Here is a 15379-nt window from a genome sequence, read left to right as displayed (position 1 = left end):
TCCTTATTCGTCTTCGCGCAGGACATAGCCCACACCGCGCACGGTGTGAATCAGACGGTTTTCCCCCTCGCTCTCCAGTTTTTGGCGCAGGTAACGAATATACACATCCAGCACATTGCTTTCACCGCCAAAATCATAACCCCATACCCGGTCGAAGATCATTTCACGGGTAAGCACCTGGCGCGGATGGCGCATGAACAGCTCTAACAAGTCATACTCTTTAGCGGTTAGGGAAATTGTACGGCCTTTACGCATTGCCTGTCGGGTAGAGGTATCCAGCACCAGGTCGGCAAAATTGAGCACCGGCACGCGCTCCGGTTGAGTGCGGCGCAGCAAGGCCCGTACGCGCGCCAGCAATTCTTCCAGCTGGAAGGGCTTGACCATGTAATCATCCGCGCCGGCATCCAGTCCCTGCACCCGGTCGCTGACCGTATCCTTGGCGGTCAACATGAGAATGGGCACATTCCCACCGGCCCGCAAACGCTGGCATACTTCCAGCCCATCCATGCCGGGCAGCATCCAATCCAATATGACCAGATCGGGGTGCGCATCCCGTGCCAGAGCCAACCCTGTTTCACCGTCAAACGCAGCATCCACCGTATAGCCCTCATAAGCAAGACTGCGCCGCAAGACCCGCACGATTGCTTCATCATCTTCAATGATCAGAATTCGCTCTTTCATAGCCCCTCCTTATGGTTACTATATCCTATCTGCGCCAAAAATTTTTTCATCCTATACCCCACACGGGGGACACTATTGAAGAAATTTTAATCTAAAGCCGCCATTTTTACTCGAAATTTAGTGTACCTATTTTGATAAAACGAAAATCGGCTATAATCCACACCATGACCGATAACGCTTTACCGCCGCCCGTATGGGTGGACCAACCTGAAACCCTCCATCGAATGGTCAACGACCTGCTGAAATTTTCACACGTTGCGGTGGACACCGAATCGAACAGTTTGTTTGCCTATCGTGAGCAGGTCTGTTTGATTCAATTTTCAACCCCCTCCGTAGATTATCTGGTAGACCCGCTGGCTCTTGCCGATCTTTCTGCGCTTGCCCCACTTTTTGCAAGCCGTGAGATTGAAAAAATCTTTCATGCTGCCGAGTATGACCTGATCTGCCTCAAACGTGATTTTAGTTTTGAATTCCACCAGATTTTCGATACGATGCAGGCAGCCCGCATTCTGGGCAGAAAGAAAATCGGCCTGGGGGATATTCTCGAAGAGGAATTTGGCATCAAACTGGAAAAACGTTACCAGCGTGCCAACTGGGGAGAAAGACCTCTATCCCCGGCGATGCTTTCATATGCCCGTTTGGACACCCACTATCTTATCCAGCTGCGTAACCGACTGGCCGAAGAACTGGAAAAACGCCGCCTGATGCTGCTGGCTCAGGAAGATTTCGACTATCTGGCTCGTAATGCTGCCCCCAATCCCGAACCTCAGCCGCTCAACGCCTGGCGAATTGGCAGCGGTAAAGACCTGACCCCCCAGCAGCACGCCATTTTGCAGGCGCTCATTGAATACCGCGATCAGCAGGCGCGTCTTGCCAATCTGCCACCGTTTAAAATTCTCCCGAACGAAGTGCTGATTCGCCTTTCTGAAACCGCTCCCCAAAGCACAGAAGAGCTGTTTCACTTGCAATTACTTTCTCCTGTTCAGTGGAGACGCCACGCCGCAGGGGTCATTCAGGCAATCCGCAGCGGCCTGCACACCTCCCCTCCGCCGCGCAATTCCAACCACCGCCCTGATGAGCACATTCTGGAACGCATGGAACTCCTCAAAGAATGGCGCAAGAAAACCGCCCGCCAGATGGGCGTTGAATCGGATGTCATCTTGCCGCGCAGTGCGTTGGAGAAAATTGCCTTCGCTTCACCCACCTGCCGTGCCGACCTGGATATCCTGATGAAAGACTTCCCCTGGCGGCGTGAAAAATTTGGCAATCAGATCTGGAAAATTCTTCAAAAAGGGAACTAAACGATGCGCATTCACTTCAACGGCGCCGCCCAAACCGTTACCGGTTCTCAATATCTTCTGGAAGTCAACGGAGATCGGTTGCTGCTGGAATGTGGCTTGTTTCAAGGTCACCGCAAAGACACCTATCAAACCAACCTGCACTTTCCTTTTGAACCCGATTCACTGAATGCGGTGATCCTCTCGCACGCTCACATTGACCACAGCGGAAACCTGCCCAATCTTATCAAGCAAGGTTTTGAGGGCAAAGTTTATGCCACACCCGCCACGGCTGATCTGGCGGATGTCATGCTGCAAGATTCAGGGCATATCCAGCAAGCCGATGCAGAGTTTGTCAACCGCAAACGCGCCAAACGCGGCGCCCCCCCCATTTCACCGTTGTACACCCAGGCGGATGCCGCGGAGGTTGCTAGCCACTTGAAGGGCATTCCCTACACCCAGACATTTGAACCCATTCGCGGCGTGCAGGCCCGCTTTGAAGATGCCGGTCACATCCTCGGTTCAGCCGCCATAGTGCTGGACATTGAAGAAAAAGGCCGCCACTTTCGGTTGTGGTTTTCCGGGGATATTGGCAGAGAACGGCTGCCGCTAATGCACGACCCTGTTCTGCCACAACAAGCCGATCTGCTAATCATGGAATGCACTTACGGCGATAAACCCCACCGCGACCCCGAAGAAGCCTATATTGAATTGCGCGACACCATCCGCCGTACGGTTGCACGCAAGGGAAAAATCATCATCCCCGCATTTGCAGTTGGACGCACACAGGAACTGGTATACTGTTTGAATCGCATGGTCAGCGAGGGTGATATTGACCCGCTGCCAGTATTTGTAGACAGTCCGCTGGCGGTCAACGCCACCCGCGTGTTCCAAAAACACGCCGATTTGTTCGATGCCGAAACGCAGGAATTTGTGCGGAATGGCACGCATCCCGCATTGAGCTTTCCACAACTAACCTACATCCAATCGGTGGAAGAATCCAAAGCCCTGAACGAACGGCAAGAGCCGATGATAATCATATCTGCATCCGGCATGGCGGAAAACGGACGGATTTTACACCATTTACGCAACAATCTGCAAAATCCGCGCAACACCGTGCTGATCGTTTCATGGCAGGCGCCCAACACGCTCGGCCGCCGATTGGCTGAGCGCGAACCGGTTGTGCGCATCTTCGGGGAATTGTGCGAACGCCGTGCCGAAGTGGTCACCATTGGAGGTTTTTCGGCGCACGCCGGACAGAATCTGTTGGTCAAGTACGCACAGGCCAGCCAGACCTTTATCCAGAAATTGTTTCTGGTACACGGTGAAGCCAACGCCGCGACTGCATTGACGGCAAGGTTGAAAGACACAGGATTCAAGGATATTTACTACCCCCCAAAGGGCAGTTTCTTTGAAGTGTAAATGCCTTATAACGTTAACATGAGCCAGGAAAAACACCCGCCAAGTTTTACTGAAAGGATACTGCGCTTTTTTTGGAAAGGCGCACGCCCACTGACATCCGCGGAACGAGAAGAAATTATCACAGTTCTCACCCCGCTCGCCTCACCGGGGTTTGATTTTTCCCTGCTGGTGGTGCTTTCTACCAGCATTGCCACACTTGGTTTACTGACCGACTCACCTGCGGTTATTATCGGCGCCATGCTGGTAGCACCCTTAATGTCTCCCATCCTAACAATTGGGTTGGCCTCGGTAATTGGAGATAGTCGAATCCTTAAAGATGCCGTGAGTGCTCTGTTGCGCGGCGCTCTTTTGGCCGTTTTGCTTTCGTTTTTACTCACCGTCATTAACATCAATCTGCCAATACTCTATCTCCAGCAGCTGCCTGAGGAGGTCATGAGTCGAACTCATCCTTCTCCGATTGATCTGATGATCGCTCTGGCGGGAGGATTTGCGGCTGCATATGCTCTGACGCGTGAGAACCTTTCGGCTGCCTTGCCTGGAGTTGCCATTGCTACGGCTTTGATGCCTCCACTTTGCACAATTGGCATTGGTCTGGCTTTCAACAATATGGAAGTTGCTGGCGGAGCGACTTTGTTGTTCATCACCAATGCGGTCACCATAGCGTTTGCCGCTGGCCTGGTTTTCTTCTTAAGGGGATTGGGGTCTCGTCGCATCCGGCGTGAGAAACGTCTGCCTCAGAGTTTGTTTCTTTCTGCCGGGTTAATGATATTGCTGCTCTTTCCCCTTACTTTTTACAGCTTTCGCTTTTTTGAAGAAGCCAATTTTAATCGGAAGATTCGGGAAGTAATAACCGAACAGGTGACCAAAATTAACAATAGCGAAATAGATGAAATGTCCATCCAACACGGCACAGAAGGCCTGGATATAGTCCTCACCATCCGCACCAATCGTCTGCTGCGTTATGATCAGGTTGTTGCTCTTCAAGAGTCACTGGTAAACGAATTGAATCAACCTGTCTCACTCAAAGTTAATCAGGTTTTTGCAGAGAGATTGGACCCATTGAAGCCACCAACTGCCACTCCCACTCCGTCCCTAACACCCACTCTCACCATTGGGCCTTCACCCACTCCAAGCTCAACAACCACACCGACCAAAACACCGACAGCAACCCCAACCAGCACATCAACATCAACCCCATCCGCCACCCCGACAGCCACCAGCCTTCCGCAGCAAGTGCAGGTCGGCCCGGTCACATTACCGCCATTGCGCATTTATCAGCAACCCGGCGGACCGGTCATTGGTTACATTGAACCGGGTAAACCGATTTTTCGTCTTTATCAAACCCAGATTCATCAGGGTCTGGTTTGGGTACAGGTGCGGGATGGTGAAAATCGAGTCGGTTGGATACCGGAAATTTATCTTCGTTCTCCAACCCCACAACCCGAGCCTACCCCGTAACTCTGTACAGCCCGTCCCCTCAATTCCTTTCAAAAATTGGAGCTATTCTGCTATAATACCAGCACCCTGGAGAGGTGCCAGAGCGGCCGATTGGGGCGGTCTCGAAAACCGTTGTGGAGGCTTCCTCCACCGTGGGTTCGAATCCCACCCTCTCCGCCAAGGAAAAACTATTACCAATGCTTGTAACCTAATAGCGGATGATATTCATCCTTTCTAATGGGTAGGTTCAATTTTCACTCCGGTGATTGCCTACAAGTGATTTTACCCCCTCAGATACTGGTTTTCGCCTCATGAATTCTGCTGAAGGCGGCTGAAAAACAGAGATACGGGCCATCACCGGAACCGCCACTCTTCTCAATTTTTCCATTAAAATTATATCAATGACAAACGAGCAGAGAGGAGGGAGGCAGATGGCAGAAACAATTGGTTTTCTGCGGGAAAACGCCACTCACGGCGAAAAAGAAACGCTCAAACATCTCAAAAACAATTTACCGAAAGAGTTCAACATTTATGTGGAAACACCCATCCACAAAAGCCGCGATTTGAAATACCCCGATTTCACCGTTGTCACCAATTACGGCGTGATTGTCCTTGAGGTCAAGGATTGGATTCAAATTATAAAAGCCACCCCTCACGAAGCCATCATTCGGACACGGGACAACAAAGAACGGCGAGAAGCCAATCCGGTTGAAACTGCCCGCAATTATGCCATAGCACTCTCTAGTGAAATCAATCACCGGCGAAACAGCGGGTTGCCCGGCGAAGCCATTCCATGGGGATACGCAGCCGTGCTGCCCAACTTGCCCGCGAGTGTCATCACTCAACTGCAAAAGGTTTGGGGGGAAGAATTTGTACTGGGCAAACAGCAGCTAGAAAACGCCGATATCTTGCTCAAGGGCTTGAAAAATTTATTTCCCGCCGAACGAATGCGTTCGCTCACTCGCGAGGAACTCGACCATATCCGTTCCACCATTTATCCGATTGTGGAATTCACCAGTGAAGATCACCGCAGCATAGTGCTGGATGAGCAGCAAGAGAAAATTGTTGCCGAACCCATTCGTAGCGAAGAACCGCAAAAACCCGTTCGCCTTAGCAAACGCGAAGATAGTGCCCTCCAGGAAGCGCTCTTTGAACAATTAGGGGAAGCTCCCCAAACGGAAGAACTGCCGCTTGAGGGCAAAAAACTAGCCCACAACTTTGCCATCCGACTGGTGCGCGGCTTTTCAGGCAGTGGTAAAACACTGGTGATGATTCAACGCGCTAAATTCCTGGCTGCGCAGTATCCTGAATGGAAAATCGGCGTTTTCACCTACAATAAAGCCCTGCAACAAATGTTGGAACGCGCTTTTCAGGGAACAGCCATTAAACCACTTACCTTCGATGCTCTGTGTCGTTCCATCACACGCCTCGATGATTCTCAATTGATTGAATTTCAGGATTGGCTGAAGGAAAATCGCCTCTCTACTCCAGCGCTTGCCGAATTCAAACCCAACGAGTTGGAAAACGAAATCAAGTGGTTGCGCGATATGGGAATTGACCAGATTGAAATATACCTGAACATTGAACGGCGCGGTATTGGACGCGACCTTCGCCTCGGACGAGAACAACGCCAAGAAATCTTTCAGGTTTACAAAACTTACCAGCAATACCTGCAAACCAATAACCACTGGGATTGGAACGAAGCTCATCGGCTTGCCTTCAAAAAACTGGAAAGCGGCGAAGCACACATTGAACTTTACGATGCGATTTTGATTGATGAGGCACAGGACTGGGCGCCCTTTTGGTTCAAAGTCATTCAGGCAATCTTGAAACCGGACGGCTTTCTGTTTTTGTCGGACGATCCATCACAGAGCATTTATCGCTACTTCAGCTGGAAGGAGAAGGGCATTGCGGTGGTTGGGCGTACACGCTGGCTGAGAACACCTTACCGGAATACTTTCGAAATTTATCAGGCAGCCTATCGCTTAATCGAAAATTTTGAGGAAATACAACAGTCGCTTGCCGAAGAGGGTGAACAGGTAACACCGGCTCTCAACCCGCAAACGATGCGCCACGGTCAGCCTCCGCTGCTGCGTAAGTGTCGCAGCGTAATGGATGAGGTCAATTTCATCTTGAATACCATTCAGACGTTGCGCAGCCAGGGCTTACGCGACAATCAAATTGGCATTTTGGTGCGCTTTCGGGATGATATTGACAGGCTGAAATCCCGACTTAAGGGTTACGATGTTGAGGTTAGCACCATCCATGCCTTCAAAGGATTAGAACTTGAAGCGGTCATTTTACCTTTCCTGCACCGCACCTTTAAACTTTCCGAAAATGACCCTCAAAGACAAAACAAAGAGTCTCAGGAACGCCGCTTATTCTACATGGCCATGACCCGCGCACGCAATTACCTCTATCTCAGTTATATGAATGAGCTCCCAGCGGTCTTTCAGGAGTTGTACAAGAGCGGCCTGGTGGATTTTGTCAGTTAGAGTTTCGCCAATACGCTGCTGGCCAGCGCTTCCAGGCCATTCAGGTCATCCAGATCCAGCCATTGCAGCATCAAGCGTTGAACGCCTGCCTCACGCAATGCGTTAATTTGGCTCAAGACCTCATCGGCAGTACCCACAATCATCCCCCTAGCGCGCAGATCCTCGGTTTTCCAGCCCCCGCCGCCATAGGTTTGCATTTTCTCTTCCAAAGCCGCTGAATCTTTACCAAATACAAGGCCGGTCATCATGGAACGCTCCACTTCTGCGGGCTGGCGTCCTGCCTGGAAAATAAGTTCATCCAAATACCGGTTCAATTCGCAAAAGGCTGACGGCGTAAGGAAAATTGCATTCCATTCATCGGCATATCTGGCTGCCAGAGGCAGGGTGCGCTTTCTGCCGTTGCCGCCAATCAAAATAGGCAGGTGGGCACCCCGCTGAGGTGCAGGCAGCACCTGAGCCTCCTTAAGGCGATAATACTGCCCGATGAAACTTACCGGCTGGTTGACCCTCAGCAGTTGCCTGAGCACGCGTACTCCTTCTTCAAATCGCTCAAAACGTTCATGGGGTGGCAGTAATTCAAAACCAAACAAATCGTGTTCGCGTTCCTGCCAGCCAGCCCCCACCCCCAGGGTCAATCGTCCGCCGGAAAGGTCGTCCACAGCAGCTGCCATGCGTGCCGTGAGCGCCGGATGACGGAATGAAAACGGCGTTACCAGCGGCCCAAAACGAATACGGCGGGTATGATCCGCCAGCCAGGTGAGCGAAACCCATAATTCCAGCGAGTCCTTGTCCGGCGGGCGGGCATTGGTAAAGTGATCGGAACGGTACAGACCGGCGAAACCCAGTTCCTCCACAGCCGTAACGATCCGCTGCCAGCGCGGCCAGTTCAAGCCATTTTGACCCTCAATCATGATGGCTAATTCCATGGGCAATCCTCCCGCTTATGCTACACTTATTCTACCAAACCAGCCGCCCTGCAAACGTCCAGCGCCGTCATCAATTTCATAACGGCGCTGGAGATTCGATTATTCAATTATAAAACAGGGGCGTAAGCCTACTGAGCAACCTCCACCGGCTTGGGAGCCAGATCACGGATGATTACGTTGATCACGGCTTCTTCCCCCACCAGACGGGCCTGGAAGATGACTTTTTTGCAGCCAGGAATTTCAACTGGCCCGGTCGTCATCGATTCGACATATTCATTCAATTCAACGGAAAATACCTTAATCAGGTAAGTTCCGCGGGGAAGTTCGGCAGTGAAACTTTGTTTGAATTTTAAGTCAATTTTGTCAACCAGTTTGAGATTCGGGCCAAAATAAACTTCAACAATCACCGGCAATTCCTGAGAAAGGCCCAGTTTTGTGCCGTCAATGCCGTGTGTGATGTGCGCAATGAAGGTTGGACATCTACCGCCCGCCTCCACCGGTGAGTAGGAAAACCCCACCAACAAGCTTAGGAACATAATAATTGAAAAAACACGAACGATGGTTTTCATTTTTCCTCCACATTTTTGAAAAAAAGAACAATTTCAATCCGTAACCCCCAAAAAGCGTTGTTTCGTGGGGGTAATCGGATTGATCAACACCCACATAATTAATATATCACTTTTATAAAAATTGTCAACAATAAGTTGCGGTTATTTCACAAAAAACCGCCAGCAAAGCTGGCGGTGGACAGACCGGGGAAAAAGGGCTAAAAAGGAATGGAACTTAGCGGCTTGAGGCTTTGCTGGCTAACTCACGTACCAAAACGCGAATGGTGGGTTCACCTTGTTCACCCAAACGAGCCAGCAAATTAACTTTGACACAACCGGGAATCTCGACCGGTCCTACCTTCATTGAATCGATGAAAGCACCCAACTCTTCCGAGAAGACCTCTATGGTATATTCACCAATGGGCAATTCTGCCTGGAAGGTTTGTTTGAACACCAATGGAATTTTTGCAAGTACGTCACCATCTTTGTAGACATAGGCAATGACCGGTAAATCTTTTGAAAGACCAAGCCGAGTACCATTGATGCCATGGCTGACATTGACGAAGAAAGTTTCACATTCATCGCCTTTGGTTTCGGCCTGTACTGGGCTGATGGCGAAACCGAAGAACAACGCCAGAACAGCAATCATGGATACGATTTTTGCAAACGGTTTCATTTCTTATTTCTCCCTTAATTTAAACAAGATGAAGAATTTGGTCCGATAAACCCTTTCTCCGTCTGTTGAAATCGATCGAAGATGGATTACGGTCTGCTTTTAAATAATACGTTATACATTGTGCAAATTCAATACTTTGTATAGTTTTTTTATCAATAATTTTTCATTTTTACAGTCTCTCCTAGTTGGTGTAACATATTTTCTGTAAATTCCAGGACCTTAACAAAATTGGTGAGTCAGAAGTATCCTTAGTGATTGCCATAATCCAAAAGGAGAACAACATGACTCACCAAAATGATTATACCTTTGCACAAGAGCTGATGGAAAAGGGATTGGAAGGTGTCCCAGAACTGATGCGTGTTCTGATCAACAATATCATGCAAGTCGAGCGAGCCAGGTATTTGCAAGCTGGCGAGTACGAACGGACGGAGGATCGTAAAGGGCATGCTAACGGATACAAGCCGAAAACGGTCAGAACGCGGGTTGGGGAGATCACCTTTGCCATTCCACAGGTACGGGAAGGCGGCTTTTATCCATCGGCCTTGGAAAAGGGACTGCGCAGCGAGCGAGCGTTGGTAACCACCCTGGCGGAGATGTATGTCCAGGGCGTGTCCACCCGCAAGGTCAAAGCCATCACGGAACAACTGTGCGGTGTCGAAATATCTGCCATGCAGGTCAGCCGGGCAGTTGCGCAACTGGATGAGGTGCTGCAGCAATGGCGGGAAAGACCGCTGGGCGAAATCACTGATCTCTACCTGGATGCGCGCTACGAAAAGGTGCGCGAGGCTGGACAAGTGCGTGATGCGGCGGTTTTATTGGCCACAGGCATCACTCCAGAGGGCGAACGGCAGGTTTTAGGGGTTTCCACCTCTCTCAGCGAGCACGAAAGCCACTGGAAAGCCTTCCTGAAGGCTCTGAAAGACCGTGGCATGCACGGTGTGAATCTCGTGATCAGCGATGACCACAGCGGCCTGGGAGCGGCCCGAAGAGCCGTTTTGGGCAGTGCGCCGTGGCAAAGATGCCAATTCCACTTGCAGCAGAACGCAGGCGCTTACGTGCCCAAACAGGCCATGCGCATGGAGGTGGCCGCCGATATTCGTGCGATGTTTAATGCCCCAGATCGCAAGACTGCAGAGGAGTTCCTGCAGGCTGCTATCCAGAAGTATGCCGTCTCAGCTCCGCGCTTATCCGCCTGGCTGGAGAAAAACCTGGCAGATGGTTTCACGGTCTTTGATTTTCCGCTTGAGCACCGCAGGTTGATCCGCACCACCAACAGCCTGGAGCGGATCAACAAGGAGATCCGCAGAAGGACCAGAGTCGTTGGAGTTTTCCCGAACGAAGCGTCTTGTTTAAGATTGATCTCGGCGATGCTGATGGAGATCAGCGAGGAGTGGCAAATTGGAAAACATTATTGTGCTAGCAAGTCATTGAATTGTTAAAGAAAAATGGATATTTCTGGCTCGATTTTACAGAAAAAGAGTTGCGTAATCCTCTCCTAAAAAATATTTTTTTATAAGAAGCCTAGAAGAAATATCCCCTTGACAAGCCAATTGTTGACTTGGATAATCTATAAATAGAGTAAAAATTATCCGTTTTTCCGAAGGGCAGGTTTTTATGCTGGAAATTCCATCTCATTCTAAAATTCTGGTCGTGGGCGGCGGCCCCGGCGGCGCTACTGCCGCCACTTTACTCGCCAGAGCCGGCATCGAAGTGACTCTTTTGGAAGCATCTCGTTTTCCGCGCTATCACATTGGCGAATCATTGCTACCAACCATGATTGATGTCATCAACCTGCTGGGAATGCGCGAAAAAATGGAAGCCTTCGGCTTCCAGCGCAAACACGGCGCTTATCTGGAGTGGGGCCGGGATACGTGGGCGCTTAACTTTGGTGAGCTCGCCGGCGATACTACATACAGTTTTCAAGTGACCCGCGCTGAATTCGATCACCTGCTCCTCGAACATGCCAAAAGCCAGGGCGTAAAAGTGTTCGAAGGGGTGGAGGTACGCAGCCTTGAATTCGATGGCGAACGTCCGGTATTGGCTTCCTATCTGGTTAATCAATCCGGAAACGGCAGCGCTGGTCAAACCGGTGCCATCACTTTCGATTATTTGATAGATGCCAGCGGACGCAATGGCATCATGGCAAACCGCTATTTGCGCAACCGGCGTTACCATCAGGTCTTTAAGAACATCGCTTTTTGGGGCTATTGGAAAAACACTGACCGGCTCGCCACCGGCCGCGAAGGCGATATTGCCGTGGGCTCGATTCCTAACGGATGGATTTGGGCTATCCCCTTGCATGACGGCACCATGAGCATTGGCGTAGTCATGCACAAAGATGCTGTAGCTGCCAAACGGTCTCTGGGCTTAGAGGAAATCTATCAGCAGGCGTTGCGCGAATCGCCCTTGATCGCCCGCATTGTGCAAGAGGCCGAACTTGTTTCCGACCTAAAAACCGAAACGGATTACTCCTACACCGCAGAAAAATTCTCCGGTCCGGGTTACTTCATGGTCGGAGATGCAGCTTGTTTCCTCGACCCCCTGCTTTCCAGTGGTGTGCATCTGGCTACTTTCAGCGCAATGCTGGCTGCTGCCGGCTTGATCACGATGTTTGAAGGTGAAATCAGCGAAGAACAGGCGGTATCCTTTTTCGAAAAAGCCTACCGGCAGGCTTACCTGCGTTTTCTGGTCTTTCTCTCAGCATTTTACGATATCAATCGCGGCAAAGAGTCCTATTTCTGGGAAGCTCAACGGTTGACTCAGGAAGATGTGGACGAAAGCAACCTGAAGATGGCTTTTCTCAATCTGGTTACTGGCGTTCGTGATTTGCGCGATGCACAAAGCAATACCCGCCATTTCATTTTGAAGGAAATGAGTGAACGGATCAGCGAAAACTTGAATTTCCGCAAAGACAAACAGGCCCTTGCCAGTCTGCAGGGTGACGACTTAAAAGCCGCCCGTGAAAATGCGCGCTTCTTTTCTTCGGTGGAAGGTCTGTTTGCCCTTAATCAAGAGGATGCTATTGACGGTCTGTATGTTCAAACCAAACCGCGCCTCAAACTGGCACAAACTTAAGACCTGTAACTCTAACCTAGTAAAAAAACAAGCCCGGTTTTGTTGCGCCGGGCTTGTTTTGTGCTGCTCAAACACTACCTACGGATTATTCACCGGCGCTGCCAGCATATTCTCCAATACAATTTCAAGCGCCATCGTATGGCTGCAAACCCCGCGCGTCTTGAAGAAGTCGCAGTCGCACTGCCAACGTCCATTATCGTATTGAATATGGTGCGGATTGTTGTTCCCATCCATAGTAACGGTAAAAGAATGGAAGTGAATCCGCTCTCGTTCCTGTGCATATCGCCTGGCTTTTTCCCGCTTTCCGATCATCCCATAATCCATTTCAACTGATCTCCTTTCGATTTTAAATTTACAAAAAGGCACGCGTCATCACGCGTGCCCCGAAAATGAGCCGAATTTTGAATATGTCACAAAAACAGGCATTTGGATGCGCCTCGTTTCCTTTCTATATAATATTATAACGACTCACCGGTAAAGTCAACGACCTGGCCTAAATTTTAAGAAACCTCTTAATTTGGGAGAATCTTTTCTAAAACCAGCGCATCTTCTCCGCCATGATAATAATTCAACCAGGTGGTATATATTACATAGCCCTCCTGCTGATACAACTTTAAAGCCGGCAGGTTGGATTTACGCACACACAGACGGATGCGTTTGCTGTTTAACTGGTATTCACACTGGCGGAGCAGTGCGTGTCCAATCCCCTTGCGGCGATACTCCGGCAAGACCCCCAAAGTCACAACCCACCCGGCTCCATCTCCTCTGCGCAACTCTCCCGCCACAAAACCAATCATGTGACCATTGGATACCGCTTTCAACCGCACAAAACCCGGAAAGATGAGGACAACCAACAAATCAAACCACGGCCAGGCATCCTGTTCAAATACCACTTTTTCCAAATGGTAGAGGTCTAAAAAATCCCGCCAACCAGCTTTTTCGATGAGATAGTCCATAGAAAAGTAATGAGTATTAGTAAAAAAGCGCCCACCCGACCGGAAACGGATTCACTACAGTCGGGTGGGGTTTCTCCGAGGTAGAGATTATTCTTTATTTTCCGGTGTGTAGCGCCCTTTCAGAAAATCACCCAGCAGACTGGTGAATTCCATCGGGAAGATGAACTTGGTGGACTGACCCATACCGATATTTTTGAGGGTTTCGAAGTATTGCAGGGTCATCGTCTTCTGATCAATGGTACTGGCAACCGAGAAGATGCGTTCCAACGCCGCCGCATAACCTTCGGCGCGCAGCAACTGCGCCTGTTTTTCGCCCTCAGCCTGCAGAATGGCGGCCTGTTTCTGTCCATCTGCGCGCAGAATGGCAGCCTGTCGTTCGCCTTCAGCAATGTTGACAGCTGCTTCGCGCTGACCCGAAGATTCGGTAACCACAGCGCGACGGGTTCGCTCTGCTGCCAGCTGGCGATTCATCGAGTCTTGCACATCCCGCGGCGGGATGATCTCACGGATTTCCACATTGGTGACTTTGACACCCCACCGTTCGGTCACTTCGTCCAACCGGACGCGCAAAGCCTGATTGATTTTCTCGCGCTCCGAAAGTACCCCATCTAGCATGATACCGCCGATGACTGAACGCAGAGTGGTAGTGGCAATACCTTGTGCCGCCATTTCAAAATTGCCTACTTGCAGCACACTTTGAACCGGGTCAAAGACTTTGTAATACCACAGAAAATCAATCGAGATGGGCGCATTGTCCGCAGTAATCGAGGTCTGAGCCGGAATTTCGCGCACCTGTTCGCGCAAATCCACCCGCACAGCCCGATCAATGAAGGGGATGAGGATGATCAGACCTGGCCCACGGGCGCCGATGCAGCGTCCCAGGCGAAACACGACCAATCGTTGATATTCCGGAACAATTTTGAGAGCCGTGCCGAGGAAGATCAACGCCCCCAGCACCACAATTCCTATTAGGCAATAGATGACTTCCATTTTCCTTTACCTCCTTTTCTTTGATTGACTGTTTTATTGGTTGACTGTCTTGAACACAGCTTTTCGGATATGATGATCTTGTTCGGGATTTTTCTATTCTTCATCCGCCTTTTCGACCCTTAAGATTAACCCATCCCGTTTGACTACCCGTACTTTGCTACCAGCCGGAATTTCCTCTTCGCTCCACGCTGACCACTCCTCACCCATCACGTACACTGCTCCCTCACGAAAAATATCGGTTTTCGCCTCTCCTACCGATCCTATCAGGCGGTTGAGATCAAAATCCTTTCCGCGACCGATGGCTTCAATTCCTTTTCGCCCAACGATCCAAAGAATTGGGATAACGATCAGTGAAGTGACCAGCGCCAGCCAGAAATTAACCGCCGGTTGACCTTCGGCGGTTTCAAAGAGAAATACCGACCCGGCGATGACGGCTGCAATGGTAAGCAGTAAGAAAATCCAATGACGGGAACGACGCAGCGCCAGATAAAATGGCACGACCCCAACCACCAGTACACCCAGCGCCCAAGGGTTGATGCGCAGGCTGAGCGCTCCAATACCGGCCAGCACAATGGCGAACAAAGCCCCAATTTCCAGTAAACCGGTTCCGGGTGAGAAGAGCGCCAGAATCCCCAAAACCAGCCCGAGTACCAGCAGAACGTACGCAACATTGGGATCCATCAGCGGATTCATGGCTACCTTCCTTGTCCAGAACAACCCTTTGGCAGAAAAACGTGCAGGTCTCACCTGTCTATAAAAATTATACCTGACAAAACCCCCACCTCAAAACGAAATGTATCACTTCCGGCGGTTAAACGGAGAAGACAGCCTTCTCAGGCTGCCTTTCCATCTCTACCACTATCTTATCCCTGTATCACCTACCCACCAGGAGCACG

At 50.4% G+C, this 15379-nt stretch carries 14 protein-coding genes and 1 tRNA gene; 7 read left to right on the top strand and 8 right to left on the bottom strand.

All coding sequences use genetic code 11. The features are described 5' to 3' along the window. Window positions 1-3: 3 nt before the first annotated feature. Window positions 4-681, bottom strand: a complete 678-nt coding sequence (locus VAE48_RS06375; protein ID WP_322792480.1) for a response regulator transcription factor — start codon at window positions 679-681, stop codon at window positions 4-6. Window positions 682-845: 164 nt separating this feature from the next. Here VAE48_RS06375 and VAE48_RS06370 point away from each other — a divergent pair, with 164 nt between their 5' ends. The 5 genes from VAE48_RS06370 (at window position 846) to VAE48_RS06350 (ending at window position 7312) form a co-directional block, all read left to right on the top strand. Next, window positions 846-1982, top strand: a complete 1137-nt coding sequence (locus VAE48_RS06370; protein ID WP_322792479.1) for a ribonuclease D — start codon at window positions 846-848, stop codon at window positions 1980-1982. 3 nt (window positions 1983-1985) lie between these two features. Beyond that, on the top strand, window positions 1986-3380 hold the full coding sequence (locus VAE48_RS06365) for an MBL fold metallo-hydrolase (protein WP_322792478.1): 1395 nt from the start codon (window positions 1986-1988) through the stop codon (window positions 3378-3380). Continuing rightward, window positions 3381-4838: a DUF389 domain-containing protein gene (locus VAE48_RS06360; RefSeq protein ID WP_322792477.1), complete on the top strand. Its 1458-nt coding sequence runs from the start codon at window positions 3381-3383 to the stop codon at window positions 4836-4838. A 68-nt stretch (window positions 4839-4906) separates the two neighbouring features. Further along, window positions 4907-4997, top strand: a tRNA-Ser gene (locus VAE48_RS06355). A gap of 251 nt (window positions 4998-5248) precedes the next feature. Further along, the gene (locus VAE48_RS06350; protein ID WP_322792476.1) at window positions 5249-7312 is read left to right on the top strand and encodes a nuclease-related domain-containing DEAD/DEAH box helicase; all 2064 of its coding nucleotides are present in this window, start codon (window positions 5249-5251) and stop codon (window positions 7310-7312) included. Here VAE48_RS06350 and VAE48_RS06345 read toward each other — a convergent pair. The 3 genes from VAE48_RS06345 to VAE48_RS06335 form a co-directional block, all read right to left on the bottom strand. Next, entirely contained in the window at window positions 7309-8238 is a 930-nt protein-coding gene (locus tag VAE48_RS06345; RefSeq protein ID WP_322792475.1) for an LLM class F420-dependent oxidoreductase, read from the bottom strand. The genes VAE48_RS06350 and VAE48_RS06345 overlap by 4 nt on opposite strands. 128 nt (window positions 8239-8366) lie before the next feature. Beyond that, window positions 8367-8807, bottom strand: a complete 441-nt coding sequence (locus tag VAE48_RS06340) for a hypothetical protein (protein ID WP_322792474.1) — start codon at window positions 8805-8807, stop codon at window positions 8367-8369. A 214-nt stretch (window positions 8808-9021) separates the two neighbouring features. Next, on the bottom strand, window positions 9022-9462 hold the full coding sequence (locus VAE48_RS06335) for a hypothetical protein (protein ID WP_322792473.1): 441 nt from the start codon (window positions 9460-9462) through the stop codon (window positions 9022-9024). A gap of 281 nt (window positions 9463-9743) precedes the next feature. Between VAE48_RS06335 and VAE48_RS06330 the strand changes: the two genes are divergently transcribed. Both VAE48_RS06330 and VAE48_RS06325 read left to right on the top strand, forming a co-directional pair. Continuing rightward, window positions 9744-10901, top strand: a complete 1158-nt coding sequence (locus tag VAE48_RS06330) for an IS256 family transposase (RefSeq protein ID WP_322792472.1) — start codon at window positions 9744-9746, stop codon at window positions 10899-10901. 178 nt (window positions 10902-11079) lie between these two features. Further along, complete coding sequence (locus VAE48_RS06325) at window positions 11080-12537, top strand: NAD(P)/FAD-dependent oxidoreductase (protein ID WP_416181028.1); 1458 nt, start codon at window positions 11080-11082, stop codon at window positions 12535-12537. Window positions 12538-12615: 78 nt separating this feature from the next. On the opposite strand, the gene VAE48_RS06320 is transcribed toward VAE48_RS06325, so the two are convergent. The 4 genes from VAE48_RS06320 to VAE48_RS06305 form a co-directional block, all read right to left on the bottom strand. Then, window positions 12616-12861, bottom strand: a complete 246-nt coding sequence (locus VAE48_RS06320) for an SWIM zinc finger family protein (RefSeq protein ID WP_322792470.1) — start codon at window positions 12859-12861, stop codon at window positions 12616-12618. 188 nt (window positions 12862-13049) lie between these two features. Further along, a complete protein-coding gene (locus VAE48_RS06315; RefSeq protein WP_322792469.1) occupies window positions 13050-13493 on the bottom strand; it encodes a GNAT family N-acetyltransferase in 444 nt (147 codons plus the stop codon). An 87-nt stretch (window positions 13494-13580) separates the two neighbouring features. Beyond that, entirely contained in the window at window positions 13581-14483 is a 903-nt protein-coding gene (locus VAE48_RS06310) for an SPFH domain-containing protein (protein ID WP_322792468.1), read from the bottom strand. Between the two features lie 93 nt (window positions 14484-14576). Beyond that, window positions 14577-15176, bottom strand: a complete 600-nt coding sequence (locus tag VAE48_RS06305; RefSeq protein WP_322792467.1) for an NfeD family protein — start codon at window positions 15174-15176, stop codon at window positions 14577-14579. Window positions 15177-15379: the final 203 nt, after the last annotated feature.

This window comes from Bellilinea sp., assembly GCF_034432615.1.
In the GTDB taxonomy this organism is placed as follows: Bacteria; Chloroflexota; Anaerolineae; order Anaerolineales; family Anaerolineaceae; genus Bellilinea.
This window is presented reverse-complemented; position numbering and strand designations above follow the sequence as displayed.